This window comes from Bacillus sp. FSL L8-0152, from assembly GCF_038006365.1.
Classification (GTDB): Bacteria; Bacillota; Bacilli; order Bacillales; family Bacillaceae_G; genus Bacillus_A; species Bacillus_A cereus.
Genome location: NZ_JBBOVB010000001.1, coordinates 931,704 through 949,697, shown reverse-complemented (window position 1 = coordinate 949,697; position 17,994 = coordinate 931,704). Strand labels below are relative to the sequence as shown.

The window sequence follows — 17,994 nt, the reverse complement described above, 5'->3', positions numbered from 1 at the left end:
CGTTTTTTAATTAGAATTTTCATTACATTCAAAACAAAATAAAAGACACTTTACTTTTTTAATAAAGTGCCTTTTTCCATATGATCAATGAGTTTCTTTGTTGCCTGTTTGCCTTGCAACCGAAGCTCATCTATTGTCAATTGTAACTCTTGCTGCACAGTTCCTTGTTGCATTAATTGCTTTTTCGCAATTTCATATAAATATTCAGCACTCCATTCGCCATCCACACTTCCTATAACTGGCTGATTCACTTGACTTAAAAACGAATCAATTTTCGGATCGTATGAAATCCCGACCATTGGAGTTTTGGCTACAGCAGAAAAAACTAGTGCATGAAGACGCATACCAATTAGTAATGAACATTGTGATAAAATGAATATTTTCTCGTCGATATCCATTTTATATGGAAGCATATACGTCTCTTCTCCCATTAAGTCTACTACTTCACGCGAAGCTTTTTGATCAAATGGCTCATGCATTGGAACAAATAGAATTTGATATCCTTCTTGCTTTAATTTTTTTAATGCCGCAGCTAATTTTTTTATATAATCTTCTTTTGCATTCCAATAACGCACACTAACCGCGATTACTTTTCCATGTATCGAATGCTTTTGCAACCAATCCGATTGTTTTGTCCGTTTCCATGTTAAAACAGGGTCTGGAACAATTTCAATATCGTTTTTTATGCCAAGTCCTTTTAAATATAAAAACGAATCCTCATCTCGAACTGATACATAGGAAGCTTTTGACAAGTTCCATTTTACTAATAGACGATTATATCCTTTTGTAATTGGACCTATTCCTTGTGAATAAATATAATACGGCTTTTTTAATAATCGAGCGAGTCCCATAATACCCGTATAATATAGAATACTCTTCGTACTTGTCTGATCTTGAAGAAGGCTCCCGCCACCACTAATAACTCCATCACTGTTTTTGATCGCATGATAAACAGCTTTTATATCCCAGCGATCTACCGATTCTACACCATACATTTCCTTTGTATATTTAGAATCATTTGATAGTACTACTAGTTCTATATCCGGGTTCTCTTTACTTAACGATTCAATAATTGATTGTAGAATCGCCTCGTCTCCAACATTATAAAAACCATAATATCCTGATAAGACTAAACGCACCCTAAATCTCCTCCAAAACTAGGTAACCGTTTATTTCATCTAACATAAACTGGTACCCATTCCTTACCTAAACACTTAATACCCTACATAGTTTCCTCTTTATCAGCTCATATGAATTTTAATAAAAAATTAATTTTCTATATTTATCTTTTCAAAAATGGTATTTTTTTTATTGATATCCATTTTAATTTCAAAGCACATACACCATACAAAATGGTTGTAATACTTAATGCTATACCACTGAATAATAACGTCATAATTCTTGAAGATGTAACATCTATCACATTAAATAGTTCATACAATCCTAGTCCTAAAATAGATGCTATTGCTAGCACACCAAAAAAGCTTTTTAAATGAATAGAATAGGCAATATAGCTTCGAATATACAAATGATTTACAATACAAATCAATACGTAAGTAATGAATGTACTATACGCCGCTCCATCTATGCCAAACTTCTGCACGAACATTATGTTTAACACGACTTTCACACAACTCGCACCAATAACAATCCATGCAGCTTGTGCAGAACGATTAATGCCCTGTAAAACACCTATTGATAATACCATAACCGCAGTAAAATACGAACTGCCAATCATAACTGTTAACATACTACTGCCTTTTACGTCTGTGAACAATCCGACATTTAACGGTACTGTTAATGCCATCAACCATATTGTTAACGGTGCTGTCAAAACATGCGCTAGTCGATTTGTATTTTGAATTGTTATTGTCGCCAAATTTATATCTCTTTTGGCCAATGCGGAAGTTAAGAGTGGTATTAACGGAAATACAATTGCACTTGCAAAAATAACAATTATTTGCGTGAATGCAAAACCGCGACTGTATATTCCAAATTGTTCTTGAATTTCTGTTGATGATCCTTGTAATACATGCGGTATTGTAAGCGAGTCTACTAAATTTAAAAGTGGCATTGATAAAGCTCCGATAGCGATTGGGATCGATACCCGCAATATCTTTTTGCCGTTTTCTCTTAAATCTCGGAGCGAATAGGAATTGCTTTTATTGTAGTATGGACTTCTATTATATTTTATACGCAAATATATAAGCGAACTAATGACTCCAAGAAAAGAGCCAACCATCGCACCACTAGTAATAACAGTATTACTCTTATCCCATGATACTAGTATGTAAGCAATTATTAACATAAAAAACACACGTACAAATTGCTCAATGACCTGTGATACCCCTGTTGGTTTCATATCACCGAAACCTTGAAAATACCCTCTATACACCGCCATGTATGGCGCAATGAGTAATGCTAATGAAGTAATAAGCAACGGCATTCTAGTTTCTTGTCCACCAAGCATATTTGCAATTTCAATAGAAAATAATACAATGACTAAACAGCCGAAAACGCCAAATGCTAGCCCTATAATTGACGCTGATTTAAATAATTTCGCAATTTCCTTTTGCTTATTTTTTTCGTTCAACTCTGCAATTAGTTTCGAAATTGCAAGTGGAACTCCGGCTACCGATAATGTAAGAGCAATCATATATACAGGAAAAACAAGGCGGAAAATACCGAGCACTTCATCTCCTGCAATATTTTGTAATGGAATTTGAAAAAAACTACCAAGCAATTTCGACAAAAAAGTTGTAATTGTTAAAATCGCTGCTCCTTTTACAAATGTTTTATTCATATTTTTTCTCTTTTCTTTTATACATATACTCTCAAACATATTGTTTTAAACGATAGGGATTCACTTTATCCCATTGGTTATCATAACAAATTTATTATAGGTTGAATACTTGGTTTTTTTTACAAAATAGAAAAGAGAACCAATTCACGCCTATCTCTTCACACTATAATTTCTAATTCCTTCCATTATATGTACACATTATAGCTGTTTTCGTTACTCAAAAAGAACTCTTCTCTATCAATGCAGTACATATTACTAAAAACATTATAAGAATATCCCACAACTCTACATTATAATGTATGTAAAATTGTGAGATATTCTAATTACCATCTAAACACTTAAGATTTTCAATTGTTCTTTCTGTTCATCGCTTGCCATTACTATGATTGTTTTTTCAATACTCGGATGTACTTGCTCAAGCTTTACACTTGCTCCTACTTTATTTGATTGCTCAACAAAATTTAATAATGCCATAGCTCCTGATACATCCATATAACGCACATCTTTCATACGTAAAACAACCGGTGACTTCACATCTTGTAAAGTAGAGAAAATACGATCTACTGATAAGAAAGAGAGCGGTCCTTGAATCGTATACGTTTCTTCTCTTTCTTTTACGATAGAAGTTTTACGTTCTTTACATTTCACCATATATATGATGAACGAAAGAATAATACCGAATGCAACAGCAATCATTAAATCGAACTTCACCGTCACAATCATCGTTACGAGCATAACAACGACATCACCTTTAGGAGCGACATGCATCTTTTTCATGCTTTCCCAGTCGAACATTCCAATACCAGTTAAAATTAAAATACCTGATAGTACAGCAAGTGGAATATATTGTACGACCGAACCAAGACCCATAATAAAAATGAATAAGATAACACTATGCATACATGCCGAAAGTGCCGTTTTACCGCCACTTCTTATATTCACGATAGACCTTACAGTCGCACCTGCACCTGCTAATCCGCCAAACAATCCGCTCATCATATTACCGATACCTTGTCCAACGAGCTCTTTATTACTTTTATGACGTGTACCTGTCACATTATCCATTACGACCGATGTTAACAACGAGTCAATCGATCCTAATAAAGCAATACTAAGCGCTGGTAAAATAAGTGCTGCTATTCCTGTTCCACTTAAAGATGGAATATGAAGCGTAGGCATCGCTTCTGGAATGGTTCCAATCTTTTCAATTACTTTATTTAATGAAAGATTTCCGATAATCGGTAAATTTACTGTAAGTCCTTCGAGTAGGGAAGAAAATAAAGGTAGTAAAGCTGTCACACCGACTAGTGCTACTAAACTAGACGGAATCGCCTTAATCCACTTACCAGAAACAATCATTACAATAATCGTTAACACAACAAGTAGAAAACTATTTTGTACGTGCTTTATTTCACCTAAAATAATGATTAATGCAATACCATTCATAAATCCCGAAACGACAGGATACGGAATATATCGAACGTAAGAACCGAGCTTACATACACCGAATAAAATTTGAAATAACCCTGCCATCATAAAGGCAATAAAACTTGCCTCTAACCCGTGCGTCGCAATAACTCCTGTTGCGATAACGGTAATTGGTCCAGTTGGCCCCGTTACTTGCCCAGGTGTCCCGCCAAATAACGCTGCGAATAAACCTGCAAAAATCGCACCATACAATCCAACAAGCGCTCCCTCAGACGTTCCTGTCGCAGCAATACCAAATGCAATCGCAAGTGGCAACGCAACAATCGCAACAGTAAATCCTGCTAAACATTCCTTTGCTATTTTTTGAAACATAAAAAAACCACCTTTGTATAAAGTCCATGTTCCATTGTACACCTAAAAAGATACATTCGTTAGCTCACTTTTTACATTCTCGTGACGTAAACGTATTCAATGAAAAGTTTCCCCCTTATCTTTGGAAACAATTGCAACTATGCTATAATGAACAAATTAAATCTTTTACTATATACTTGGAGGCACTATGCTAACTTTTGAAGAAAAATTATCGATTATTGAATCTTTCCCAGAACTAGAAAGAAAGAACGTATCATTAAAACGTGTAAACTTCCACTTTGAAGAAAGTCGTTTAGATAAAAAGAACGTTGTATTTCATTTACACCCAAATGGAAATGGATTTGTGTATGCAAGCGGTATTAAAGGTTACAAAACGGATGATAAGGGTATGGTTAACATCCGTGAGTTTTCAGCAGAAGAGTTACGTTCAGTAATTGAGAAATCAATTGACCTTCTATCACAAGAAGAAGTAGTAGCACCTGTAGAACCTGCAAAAGAAGAAGAATGGCAGAACGAAGATGGTCATATTCTTACTCTTATTTCAGAGGATGACATGTGGAACGTGTACGCTGGTGTAAACTTAGACGGTACATTCAACTCTTATCCAGAAGCTGCGGAATACCTTGATGAAGAAGGGTTTTCACGTAAATAAAAATAGAAAACTATTTCATCCAACGACTTTTATAGTAATCAAAAAAGACACTTAAGGTGTCTTTTTTTGTTATATAAACTCCTTTCTCACACTATCTCTATTAATTTTCATAAAATGATTCAGAGGAGGTTTATATGAATACAACTGCTAAATTAATAAATTGGAAAGAACATGGCGATATGATTATTCTAGAATGTGAATTAAATGGAAAACTCTTCGAGATATCAACATATAAACAACGAATATATAATGCACACCTTTTATCAGCTGACGTTTATATTCGTTTAGATTCATCTGATAATATAATTGGAATAAATATCTATAAAAAGTAAGAAAAGCCCCCTATTCCGTAAGCGGGCTTTATCTTTATTACAAAATGTTAGAGTATACTCTCTTTTTTTCATACAGTTTATGTAATTATACATATTCATTAAAAAATACACTAAATGAATATTACATGTAGTAAAATATAACTTGTGGGCACGTTCTATAAAGCAGATTCTTTTAAAAGGCGTAACATATCAATTATTATAGGGGATGTGGCGTCACTTCGATATTGATCTCAAATCTCTTGTCTTTTGTGAACTAACAATCTAGTGTATATAGACGATTCTGCTTTATAGTGTGTGTTTACACTCATAACAAAGGGGTAATGGTAATACGGATAGATTCCGATTCGTATGAAATGAAATGGTTCAAGTCGGAGAGAGGCACCTTAAGGTGTCTTTTCTTTTTGGACATTACATCCATTTTGTTTTTCCACCTTATTTCAAATGCGCTAATTAACCTTCACCAAGAAGAAATGAGAATTGAAAAAGATATTGTTTCTTCTGTTTAATACAGAAAAATGAAGGATACCCCATAGATATGGGGCATCCTTCATTTTCTATTTTTTCGCACCTTTCAATGACTCCCTCAGCACAAACTTCTGCAACTTCCCGCTCGCATTACGCGGAAGTTCATCTACAAATAAATAATGACGCGGACGCTTATAATCTGCTAATTCGTCACTTTCTTTGCAATACGTTTCTAAATCAGCTTCTGTTATTGTTTCATCTTTCTTCACAATAACTGCCACAACACGCTCTCCCCATAATTCATCTGGCTCACCAAGTACCGCCACATCTAATATACCGGGATGACTATGAAGGAAATCTTCAATTTCACGAGGGTAAATATTTACGCCACCGCTAATTATCATATCATCAACACGATCTGCAACGAATAAATAACCATCTTTATCAAAGTATCCTAAATCACCAGAATGATACCATCCTTTATACATCGATTTTTTATTTGCCTCTTCGCGATTATGATAGCCAGCCATCATAGTTGGGCCGCGTAAAATAATTTCTCCTACTTCATAAGGAGGTAATACATCATCTGGTTCTGCCGGTGCATCCTCGTTCGGTTTCACAATACGAACTTCATGACTAAAGCATGGCGTGCCTGCTGAACCAGCTTTCGTAATTTGATCCTCCTCTACGAGAAACGCCACAACTGGTCCCATTTCTGTCATTCCGTATATTTGAACAAGGTCAATATAAAGACGTTCTTTACATTCCTTCACTAACGCCGGTGCCATTGCCGCTCCGCCATATATACCGATTTTCATTGAAGTTAAATCATACTGAGTTAAATCTTTTTGCAACAACATATTCCACATCGTCGGCGCTGCAAAGAACGTCGTAATCTTTTCTTCTTGAATCATATGTAATACTGTTTCTGTATCAAAATGATGCAAAATAACATTCTTTCCGCCAACTTGAATGCGTGGTATGATTCCAGCATTTAATTCACCACAGTGATATAAAGGCGCAACGACAAGCCCTACACTATCTCTATTATATTTTAGGAAATACGTACAAATCATACTATGCTCAGCCATTTCACGATGACGATGTAACACGCCTTTCGGATGACCTGTCGTACCGCTCGTATACAGCATAGAACAATAATCCATTTCATCAATTTCGATATTTACTTTCTCAGAAGATGCTGCATTCACTTTTTCATGGTAGGAACTTGCATAGGAAGGTTTGTCGTTTTCTATAGACCAAAAAGATGTATTTGGAAAATCTCTTTCAATTATAGCAACAGTTGACTCAACTGCTTTTTCAAAGACAACGACTTTCGAGGATGCGTCCTGAAGAATATAAGATACTTCTTTCGCCTTTAAGCGAAAGTTAATCGGATTAAAAATTGCACCAATTTTCGCACAAGCTAAGTAAACGTTTACAAATTCATGGCAGTTATATAAGTAAACAGATACTGTATCTCCCTTTCTTACTCCGTCTTCTAATAAAGCGTGTGCCGTTTTATTTATTTGTTCATCCCACTGTTTATATGTCCAGCGAATATTTTTTTCAGGTTCCACTAACGCCTCTTTATTTGGATACTTACCAACTGATAAATCAAAAATTCTCCCTATCGTCATATACATGCCAACAATTTCCCCCTTTTCTCTTTCATAAATCTATCATTTCGTCCATAAGTAGACATTGTCCTCTAATGATTTGACTAATTTTTCTGATTATTATCGACATAGTTTTACATACGGTACCGCTAAACGGTGAATGAAATTATACCGGCGATTTTTCGAATATATCGACTTACCGACAAAAACTGCCAAGATATAATCGGCCCCCCATTACTGCAGGATAAAAAGAGGTTGTTCCGACTCGGAACAACCTCTTTCTTCTTATGCGAATAGCTCTTCTAAAATTTTCAGTTTATCTTCTGTATATTTTACAAAGCCATCGTTATATGATTTTGGATCTTTCGGATTCGCGAAGTGCGTAATTGCCCCCGTCTTCGGATGAACAAATTTACTTGATGCACCGCAACCAAGTCCGATAATTGATTGTACTTCTTCCATAATGACAATGTTGTAAATACTTTCTTGCGTCGGCATTGCATAACCAACGTTCTCTAAGTTACCTAAAATATTCTTTTGACGATATAGATAATATGGTACGTAATTATGCTTTTGCGTCCATTCTTCTGCTTCGTGCATCATCGCTGTAATTTCTTCGCGACCTGCTACTTTATATTTACGTTTGTTTTGCGTCATTTCAGAAGCACGTTTAAATGATAACGTATGAACTGTTAATGATTCTGGCATTAACTTTTCTGTTTCATCTAACGTATGCTTGAAGATATCTAACCCTTCACCAGGAAGACCAATAATTAAGTCCATATTAATATTGTTCATTCCCATTTCACGAGCTAAATGGTATTTCTCAATTGTTTCTTCTACAGTATGATGACGTCCAATTGCTTTTAGTGTCTCTTGATGATATGACTGCGGATTAATACTAATACGGTCAATGTTCCATTTATTTAACACTTCTAGCTTTGCTGGCGTGATCGTATCTGGACGACCTGCCTCAACTGTAACTTCACGTACATTTTTCACGTCTGGGAACGCTTCGTACATTTCTTCATACAGCATATCCATCTCTTCTGCTGTAATACTTGTAGGTGTACCGCCGCCATAATAAATCGTCGTAACTTTCACACCTTTTTCTTTTAAAAACTTACCAATTTCACGAACTTCATAATGTAAACCACCTAAGAACGAATCAACAGATCCTTGGCGTCCATTAATTGCATAAGCCGGGAATGTACAATATGCACATTTCGTTGGGCAGAACGGAATACCGATATAAATACTTACTTCTTCTTTCAAACGGTATAAATCCGGAACAACTGCTAATTGGCAATCAACAATACGCTGAAGAAGTTCAATTTTCTCTTCATGAATTAAATAACTTTCACGAAGTTCTTGATGCGCTTCTTCTTTTGACATACCATTTTGAAGCATTTTATGAAGAAGTTTCGTCGGACGTACTCCCGTTAAAATACCCCAGCTTTGTTCAAGTCCAGTTAACTGCTGAAGAACAGAAAGATATACATAAGAAACAACGTGCTTCACTTGCTTCATACGCTCTTTTTCATCTGTGAAAGCAGATAAATCTTTCGAGAATGTTTCTTCATACACATTTCCTGTGCTAACATCCGTTAATCGAGCGGATGCTTTCACATTATCCTCAATGTGTATATCAACGATCAGATTCGCTTCCTCTTGTTCAAATCCAATCGTACTATCTTCAAAAAATAAGCCGCCAATATTTTGTAGCGGACGTAAAAAACGATCATCTTGTAACGTTTTAATTGAAATTAACACATTATCACCTTTTCATTTGCAAACTCTCTTTAGTTTACTTGAAGGGCGTTTACAGGTCAATACAGAAGGTTTTACCTGTTTCTCTTACATTTTTTCAAATAATTCTTTTTATGAATATCGCTCATGTATATAGACATCATGATTTTCTCTTGTTAAAATTTATTAGTACAAAAAATCGTTACATAGCGAAAATACAATATATAAAGGAGGAATGTTAACACTAGATTTTATAATCTAATGTGTTAAAAAAAATATGAAAAAGAAATTTTATAGTGTATTAACTCTCTCTCTTGCATTACAAACTGTTCTTGCACCTACTTATTCATTTGCAGAGAGTGCTGAAAAATCCGCCGAAGTATATACGGAGGATCAAGTTTTTAAAAGTATTAAGGAGCATGTTAATGAGCATAGTACTCATGAAGAAGATATCGAGGTTACTGGCCAATTCCTACTATACACTTCAAAAAAACATTCATTATATACCGCGAATGATTTAAAAAACAAATCGAATATCGAGATTACAGAACAAGTCGTAACGGCGACAAAGAAAAAAGGAAATGCTTACTACATAACGACGCCAACTGGCGCTGGATGGATAGATAACAATGATAATAGCTTAGAAGTTCAAGAGATTCATAAACTATCTAACCAAAAATTAATCGTAAAAGAAGAAGCTTCCATACATGCCCTTCCGTTCCAATCGTTTAAAGAAGAAGGGAAACTACAACCACAAGTCATTACTCCTACTGAACAAGCTGGAAATTGGTTTAAAGTCCAAATAAACGAAACAGCAAAATGGATTTATGCACCTTCTGCTACATTTGAAGGTACAAAAGCTTCATTATTAAAAAACAGTCGTACTGCTAAAAATAGTTTATTGAGAGCTCCGGAAGCTCTACAAACAAACAATATTTATGGCGTTACATTTAAAGAAATGATTGTCCCAAAAGGAAATGACGATATTCGCCCTGGCTACCCGATGGTACCTAAATATATTACGATTCACGAAACGGCTAATACAGCGAAAGGTGCCAATGCTCTAAATCATGCAAAATTCTTAGATAATCAAGCACGCGGAACAGCTGATCGCGCCGCATCTTGGCATTTCACAGTAGATGATAAAGAAATTTATCAACATCTTCCAGTAAATGAAGTTGGATGGCATGCTGGAAATAAAACTGGAAACTATGAATCTATCGGAATTGAAATTGCCGTTAATCAAGATGGAAACTATGAAAAAGCGGTAGAAAATGCCCGTAAATTGGCAGCTTATTTAATGAACGACTTAAATATTTCTCTAGATAAGGTCCAAAAACACCAATTTTGGTCAGGAAAAAACTGCCCTGCGTTTATGATTCAACGCGGACAATGGAATGCTTTCTTAAAAGGAACTGAAACATACTATAAGGAAAACCAAAAAAATCCCGTAACTGATGACATTACAGGTGGATGGTATGAACAAGACATTCGTCAATTAGCAGCTAGAGGCATTATGCAAGGAGAAGGGAACGGCAAGTACTTCCCAGAACGTCTTGTAACGCGTGCTGAATTTGCTACACTAATTACTCGTGCTTTACAATTACCAAGTGGAAACGCTAAGTTCACAGACTTAGAACAAGTACACCCATCTTTAAGAGACGGTATTAATCGTGCAGCAAGCGCAGGCATAATCCGCGGACGTGGTGATAATACATTTGATCCAAATACTACAATTACACGCGAAGAAGCTGTTATTATGATTGATCGTTCTCTAAAACACGCTGGTATTTTTGCAAAACAAGTTGAACTACCATTCGTAGACCAAAACTTAATTTACGCTAAAGAAGAAGTACAAAGAGTGTATGGATATGGAATTGTAAAAGGTAATGAATTTAATCAATTCGTACCAAAAGGACCATCACAACGTGCACACGCAGCTGCATTTATAAACAGAATGCTTAGCGTAATTGAAGCTTAAAATATTTATCTGTATTAATTTAAAAGGCATCAGAGATTGTATAATCTCTGATGCCTTTTATACATCTTTTAACTATTTTTAGCCATGAATCTTAAACGTATTCCTAGTAACAGAAGCATAAAACCGATGAATGGAACATAATTCGTATTGTGCCCTGTAGCTGGAAGTTGTTGATTATTAGAAGAACCTTGTCCTTTTTCTGGTAAATTAGGTTTTTCTACTCCTTCACCTGGTTTTTCTGTTCCTTCACCTGGCTTCTCTGTTCCTTCACCCGGCTTCTCTGTTCCTTCACCTGGTTTTTCTGTTCCTTCACCTGGTTTTTCTGTTCCTTCACCTGGTTTTTCTGTTCCTTCACCTGGTTTTTCTGTTCCTTCACCTGGTTTTTCTGTTCCTTCACCTGGTTTTTCTGTTCCTTCACCTGGTTTTTCTGTTCCTTCACCTGGTTTTTCTGTTCCTTCACCTGGTTTTTCTGTTCCTTCACCTGGTTTTTCCGGACCTTTTTCTGTATCTTTTTTATTTGTAATTTGAAGTTTTACAAATTCAATTTTTTCATTAGAAATCGTAAATTTCATTTCCTTATCGGATAAAGTATATCCTTCTGGCGCTTGGATTTCTTTTAAAGTGTAATCTCCTGGTTCTAACTTCTTAGAAGTCGCTTTACCGCTCTTATTTGTTGTTAATGTGTCGATTTTTGTTCCGTCTTTCCAAATTTCAAACACTGCGCCTGCTAATATTTTATTTGTATTATTAGCGTCTACCTTTGTAATTTCTAATTGACCTGTAATTTCTTCTTTCACTTTTTCATTCATAACTTCTTGTTTTACTACTTCATTTGCTACAACATTTACTTCTACTGTTACTTCTAACGCTTTATAACCTTCTGGTGCTTTCGTTTCTTCTAACGTATACTTTCCTGGCACTAAGCTTTCGAATTTCACAACACCTTCTTTATTCGTTGTTTTCGCTTCTCCAACTACTTGACCAGCTTCGTTCTTTAATTTAAATTCTGCACCTGCTAGAACTTTTCCACTCTCTGTATCCTTTTTGATTACTTGTAAGCTTCCTAGTTCTTTCGCATTTTCTATTTGTACTTCTACTAACTTGTTTGCTTCCACAACGACTTCAATTTCTTCTTTTAACAATTTATATCCTTGTGGTGCTTTCGTTTCTTTTAATGTGTACTTTCCTGGTTCTAATTTCTGTGAAACTACTTTACCAGTTTTATCTGTTCGTAACGTATCTACTTTTTTACCATCTTTATACACTTCGAATTCTGCGTCTGATAATACTTTCGTTTTATCTTCCGCATCTACTTTTACAATTTCGAATTGACCAAGACTCTTACTGTTCGTTACTTTTACATCAACAACTTTTTCACCGTCAACTGTTACATGAATTATTTGTTTTGTTAACTCATAACCTTCTGGTGCTTTTGTTTCTTCTAACGTATATTCCCCTGGCACAAGTCCGTCTACTTTAACCGTTCCAGACTTATCTGTTGTAATTCCTTCTTTTACAACATTTCCTTTCGCATCTTTCAATGTAAATTCTGCGCCTGCTAAGCGTTTCGTTTGATCTTTATCATCCATTTTAATAATTTGTAGAGAACCTAAGATTTTTTCGTTTTCTGCCTCTACTTTTACTACTTCTTTCTCGTTTTGAATTGTTACTTTCCATTCTTTATTTGAAAGCTTGTAGCCCGCTGGTGCTTTCGTTTCTTTCACTGTGTATTCACCTAGCGGTAATTTTGGTGACATCACTTTTCCACTCTCATCTGTTTTCAGTTCCGCTACCTTTTTACCATCTTTATACACTTCGAATTCTGCACCTGATAACAATTCCGTTTTATCATTCGCATCTACTTTCACGATTTCGAATTGACCTGTTACTTTTTCATTCGTAACTTCTTGTTTTACTACTTCGTTCGCTACAACGTTTACTTCTACTGTTACTTCTAACGCCTTATAACCTTCCGGCGCTTTCGTTTCCTCTAACGTGTACTTTCCTGGCACTACGTTTTCGAATTTCACAACACCGTCTTTATTCGTTGTTTTCGCTTCTCCAACTACTTGACCAGCTTCGTTCTTTAATTTAAATTCTGCACCTGCTAGAACTTTTCCACTCTCTGCATCCTTTTTGATTACTTGTAAGCTTCCTAGTTCTTTTGCGTTTTCTATTTGTACTTCTACTACTTTGTTTACTTCCACAACGACTTCAATTTCTTCTTTTAGCAATTTATATCCTTGTGGTGCTTTCGTTTCTTTTAATGTGTATGTTCCTGGTTCTAATTTCTGAGAAATTACTTTACCAGTTTTATCTGTTCGTAACGTATCTACTTTCTTGCTGTCTTTATACACTTCGAATTCTGCATCTGATAATACTTTCGTTTTATCTTCCGCATCTACTTTCACGATTTCGAATTGACCCGTTACTTTTTCATTCGTAACTTCTTGTTTTACTACTTCGTTCGCTACAACGTTCACTTCTACTGTCACTTCTAGCGCTTTATAACCTTCTGGCGCTTTCGTTTCCTCTAACGTGTACTTTCCTGGCACTAAGTTTTCGAATTTCACAACACCGTCTTTATTCGTTGTTTTCGCTTCTCCAACTACTTGACCAGCTTCATTTTTTAGTTTAAATTCTGCACCTGCTAGAACTTTTCCACTCTCTGCATCCTTTTTGATTACTTGTAAGCTTCCTAGTTCTTTTGCGTTTTCTATTTGTACTTCTACTACTTTGTCTGCTTCCACAACGACTTCAATTTCTTCTTTTAGCAATTTATATCCTTGTGGTGCTTTCGTTTCTTTTAATGTGTACTTTCCTGGTTCTAATTTCTGTGAAACTACTTTACCAGTTTTATCTGTTCGTAACGTATCTACTTTTTTACCATCTTTATATACTTCGAATTCTGCATCTGATAATACTTTCGTTTTATCTTCCGCATCTACTTTCACAATTTCAAATTGACCTGTTACTTTTTCGGGGATCTTTTTATTCACTACATCTACAGTCACTACTTTATTAGCCTCTACATCAACAGAAACTGAACTAGATGATAATTCATATCCTTTCGGTGCTTCTACTTCTTTTAATGTATAGCTTCCAACTGGAAGTTGTTTCGATAAGGCTTCACCTTTATCATCTGTAACAATTGTTTCCACAACTTTTCCATCTTTATCGATAACATCAAATTTTGCACCTGGTAGAAGTTGACCAGATTCACTATCTTTTTTCAATAATTTAAATTGGCCATTCTCTACTTTTTTCGTATTCTTCATAACAAGTTCAATTACGTTTGTATTATCAATTGTTACTTTGACTGGTGTATCAACTTTTATATATCCTTCTGGTGCATTTATTTCTTTTACAAAATAGTCACCAAGTGGTAAATCTTTAACTTCCGCAATACCCTTTTCGTTTGTTGTAACAGTAGCCACAACGTTATTATCTTTGTCTATAACATCAAATTTTGCGTCTTTTAAAACAATGTTTTTATCATTTTCATCAACTTTTTTAATTTGTAAATGTCCTTTTTCGGCTGCTGGTTTATTCCATTTTGGCCAGTTAAATTTAAAGTTATGAACCTCAAAACCATCTCTTTGGTGTAATCCTCCAACATAGGCTTGTCCATTAATAGAACCACCTTTTGTTTCTACAACTGCATTAGGGGCAAACACACTACCTACTACACCATAACCTTTAGTTGTTATCTTTGTAGCATTAGGAAATACCCAAATTACTTTACTAGCTAACTCAGTAAAAGATGAATTAGGGTCGTATGCTTGAGATGTATTAATTAAATCCGTCGCCATCCCAGTATTTCTTGTATCATACAAAATTGCACCGCCACCAAAACTCACTTCTTCTGCATCTGAATAAATAACAATAAAGTCTTTATTCTCTACATTCGGAAGAAAAACGTCTTTTACATCAAATGCTTTCTTTCCCGTCTGGCCTGAAGAGACATAAATATTAGGGTTGTTTACATCTTCACCGATTCCAAAGCTCATATTAGGTTTTGGCTTATCAGTGTATAGTTTACTTGCATCCCCAATTACACCATCAACGTCTTTTCTAAATTCTTTAAACTTAGCATCAATCTCCGCTTGCTCTTTATAAGAGATACGGTCATATGACGTTTTCATTGCTCCATCTGGGTCACCGTCTTTTGTCATCGCCACTGTTCCATCTTGAATAATTACCTGTCCTGCTCCCGCTTTCGTAAATTGACCGCCTAGTAATAATGATGGATATCCTTCATCTACCCAAGTTGCTCCAGCTAAGTTATTTGCTCCAGTTGCAGCCGCTACGACTGTATAACTTGATGCGTTCATATTTTTCTGAACAGCCATCGCACCTTCAATATCCGCACTCGTTGCACTATGATCTCCAAAAATGATGGCGTTGTAATAAGATACATCACCTAAACCTTTTAATTCTGTTGTAGCTGCCTCTGCTTTTAATGGTAAATGGATTAAAAAATTCATACATATTAGTAATACAACTATTAAACTACTACTTAACTTTTTAATTTTTTGATTAAATGATTTCCTCAAGAAATTCATTCCCCCTTTTAAACTTCCTAAAACCACAAAAAGAAGCACATTTCATATGTACCAGGTCTTACTCACATTAACTTAAAATAATCCATTTAAATAAAACAAAGAAACACTACAACTACTTAATAAGATTGCTACAATTCATTTTTGAAATAATACGTGAACTAAACTGTCATGCGGAAATACTTTTACGTATGGGAGCCCAATAAAATTAATCTGAAGAATATTTCATGTGGTGTAACTGTTTTGGCAACATCATCCACTTTACATTAGTTTTCTAAAGGATTCAAGTGAATTGTATAGATTTCATACACAATTCATTTTTTAAAACGCTTTCACTATTTTTAATAAGATAAACAAAAAAACGTAGCCAAAAAGCTACGTTTTTCTGTCATCGTTTCGGTGTATTTTTATGATTCTTCAAAAACGGAAGCGGGAATTGCTTACGGAAATGCTCTTTAATCATGTATTCTACACCGTTCTCACTATTTGAACGTGTAATCCAATCTGCTGCTTGCTTTAACTCTACAGGCGCGTTCCCCATCGCTACACCAAGTCCCACGTTTTCAATAACCTCTAAATCTTCCATACTATCTCCAATCGCAACCATTTCATTTAGCGAAATATTTAAATGCTCTCCAAGCAATTGTAATCCGCGTAACTTTGATACATTTTGCGGCAAGATTTCTATTCGTTTTGAATCACATTCAACATACTCTACATCTTGGAATGCTTTTCTTAATGTATTTAGCCCGCGTTCTTTTTCACCTTTACTTTGGAAAAGAACATCAATTTTTGGCGCCGCTACCGGATGGTCACGAAGCGCGTCACCTAACGAATCTACAAATTGAACTGGATAAAATAACGGATCTGCGCTTGATAATACAGTGCGCGCAATTAAGTTTGGTGTATTTCTCTCACGATTTCCTATCGAAAACCGTTCATGAGAAATACGTACGTTACAATCAAAGTGCTCTAACACTTGCACAATGTTAAAAGTCTTCTCTTCAGATAATCTTCTTTGAACGTATGGCTTATCTAACGTTGCTGAAACGAAAGCACCACCATGTGTCACTAATATAGAATCTAATTTTAACGCCTTTGCTACTTTATGAGCGGATTGAAAATTACGGCTCGTAAATAACGTAACGTATACATCTTTTCTTTTCACAAATTCAATTGTTTCTCTTAATCCTTTTGCAATTTTTCCATTGTTGTATAGTAGTGTCCCATCTATATTAAGAGCTAGTAAGCGATAAATCATGTCGCACTCCCCCTCTTCGCTGTTGTACTCTATCCATAATTTATGAAATAAATGTAGCAAATAGAACGAGTTAGAATTACTACTGAAAATTTGGTTTACTATATACATATACACTTAGTAAAGGAGATAGTACAATGCAGGCACCTCCTTCTTTTTATGAAGGCGATACGTTAGAAGTCGCAAAAAAATTACTCGGGCAAAAACTTGTTCATATTGTAGACGGAATAAAGCGAAGCGGAATCATTGTAGAAGTAGAAGCATATAAAGGCCCAGATGATAAGGCCGCACATAGTTACGGCGGCAGACGGACAGATCGCACAGAAGTTATGTTTGGCGCACCAGGGCATGCTTACGTATATTTAATTTACGGTATGTACCATTGTTTTAACGTTATTACAGCACCAGTTGGCACCCCGCAAGGTGTTCTCATTCGAGCCCTTGAGCCAGTAGACGGTATTGAAGAAATAAAACTAGCGCGCTACAACAAAACAGACATTACAAAAGCGCAATATAAAAACTTAACAAGCGGTCCTGGCAAACTATGCCGTGCACTCGGAATTACTTTAAAAGAACGAGACTTATCATTACAAAGTGACACATTGCATATTGAACTGGTCCCAAAAGATGAACATATATCATCACAATATAAAATAGCAGCAGGACCTCGTATTAATATCGACTATGCAGAAGAAGCTGTACATTATCCGTGGCGTTTTTATTATGAGGGGCATCCGTTTGTTTCAAAGAAGTAAGCAATATCAACGATTTTT

At 35.4% G+C, this 17,994-nt stretch carries 11 protein-coding genes; 4 read left to right on the top strand and 7 right to left on the bottom strand.

What is annotated here, in order from left to right; all coding sequences use genetic code 11:
- Positions 1 to 50: 50 nt before the first annotated feature.
- The 3 genes from csaB to MHH27_RS04900 form a co-directional block, all read right to left on the bottom strand.
- On the bottom strand, positions 51 to 1,139 hold the full coding sequence (gene csaB / locus MHH27_RS04910; RefSeq protein ID WP_001241596.1) for a polysaccharide pyruvyl transferase CsaB: 1,089 nt from the start codon (positions 1,137 to 1,139) through the stop codon (positions 51 to 53).
- A 143-nt stretch (positions 1,140 to 1,282) separates the two neighbouring features.
- Positions 1,283 to 2,803 carry a putative polysaccharide biosynthesis protein gene (locus MHH27_RS04905; protein WP_098566615.1) on the bottom strand — a complete coding sequence of 507 codons (1,521 nt, stop codon included), beginning with the start codon at positions 2,801 to 2,803 and terminating at the stop codon, positions 1,283 to 1,285.
- 330 nt (positions 2,804 to 3,133) lie between these two features.
- On the bottom strand, positions 3,134 to 4,603 hold the full coding sequence (locus MHH27_RS04900) for a SulP family inorganic anion transporter (RefSeq protein ID WP_097846248.1): 1,470 nt from the start codon (positions 4,601 to 4,603) through the stop codon (positions 3,134 to 3,136).
- Between the two features lie 187 nt (positions 4,604 to 4,790).
- On the opposite strand from MHH27_RS04900, the gene MHH27_RS04895 reads away from it, so the two are divergent.
- On the top strand, positions 4,791 to 5,255 hold the full coding sequence (locus MHH27_RS04895; protein ID WP_000954998.1) for a hypothetical protein: 465 nt from the start codon (positions 4,791 to 4,793) through the stop codon (positions 5,253 to 5,255).
- Positions 5,256 to 5,389: 134 nt separating this feature from the next.
- A complete protein-coding gene (locus MHH27_RS04890; protein WP_098251222.1) occupies positions 5,390 to 5,587 on the top strand; it encodes a hypothetical protein in 198 nt (65 codons plus the stop codon).
- A gap of 554 nt (positions 5,588 to 6,141) precedes the next feature.
- Here the strand turns inward: MHH27_RS04890 and MHH27_RS04885 are convergent.
- Complete coding sequence (locus MHH27_RS04885) at positions 6,142 to 7,698, bottom strand: fatty acid--CoA ligase (RefSeq protein ID WP_098251221.1); 1,557 nt, start codon at positions 7,696 to 7,698, stop codon at positions 6,142 to 6,144.
- A 258-nt stretch (positions 7,699 to 7,956) separates the two neighbouring features.
- On the bottom strand, positions 7,957 to 9,444 hold the full coding sequence (locus MHH27_RS04880; RefSeq protein WP_000908776.1) for a coproporphyrinogen III oxidase: 1,488 nt from the start codon (positions 9,442 to 9,444) through the stop codon (positions 7,957 to 7,959).
- 253 nt (positions 9,445 to 9,697) lie between these two features.
- Between MHH27_RS04880 and MHH27_RS04875 the strand changes: the two genes are divergently transcribed.
- On the top strand, positions 9,698 to 11,401 hold the full coding sequence (locus tag MHH27_RS04875; RefSeq protein ID WP_000726527.1) for an S-layer homology domain-containing protein: 1,704 nt from the start codon (positions 9,698 to 9,700) through the stop codon (positions 11,399 to 11,401).
- A gap of 68 nt (positions 11,402 to 11,469) precedes the next feature.
- On the opposite strand, the gene MHH27_RS04870 is transcribed toward MHH27_RS04875, so the two are convergent.
- Positions 11,470 to 15,966, bottom strand: a complete 4,497-nt coding sequence (locus tag MHH27_RS04870; RefSeq protein WP_340941780.1) for a SpaA isopeptide-forming pilin-related protein — start codon at positions 15,964 to 15,966, stop codon at positions 11,470 to 11,472.
- 385 nt (positions 15,967 to 16,351) lie between these two features.
- Entirely contained in the window at positions 16,352 to 17,224 is an 873-nt protein-coding gene (locus MHH27_RS04865) for a Cof-type HAD-IIB family hydrolase (protein WP_000640419.1), read from the bottom strand.
- Between the two features lie 134 nt (positions 17,225 to 17,358).
- Between MHH27_RS04865 and MHH27_RS04860 the strand changes: the two genes are divergently transcribed.
- The gene (locus MHH27_RS04860) at positions 17,359 to 17,976 is read left to right on the top strand and encodes a DNA-3-methyladenine glycosylase (RefSeq protein WP_340941778.1); all 618 of its coding nucleotides are present in this window, start codon (positions 17,359 to 17,361) and stop codon (positions 17,974 to 17,976) included.
- The last annotated feature ends 18 nt before the right edge of the window (positions 17,977 to 17,994 follow it).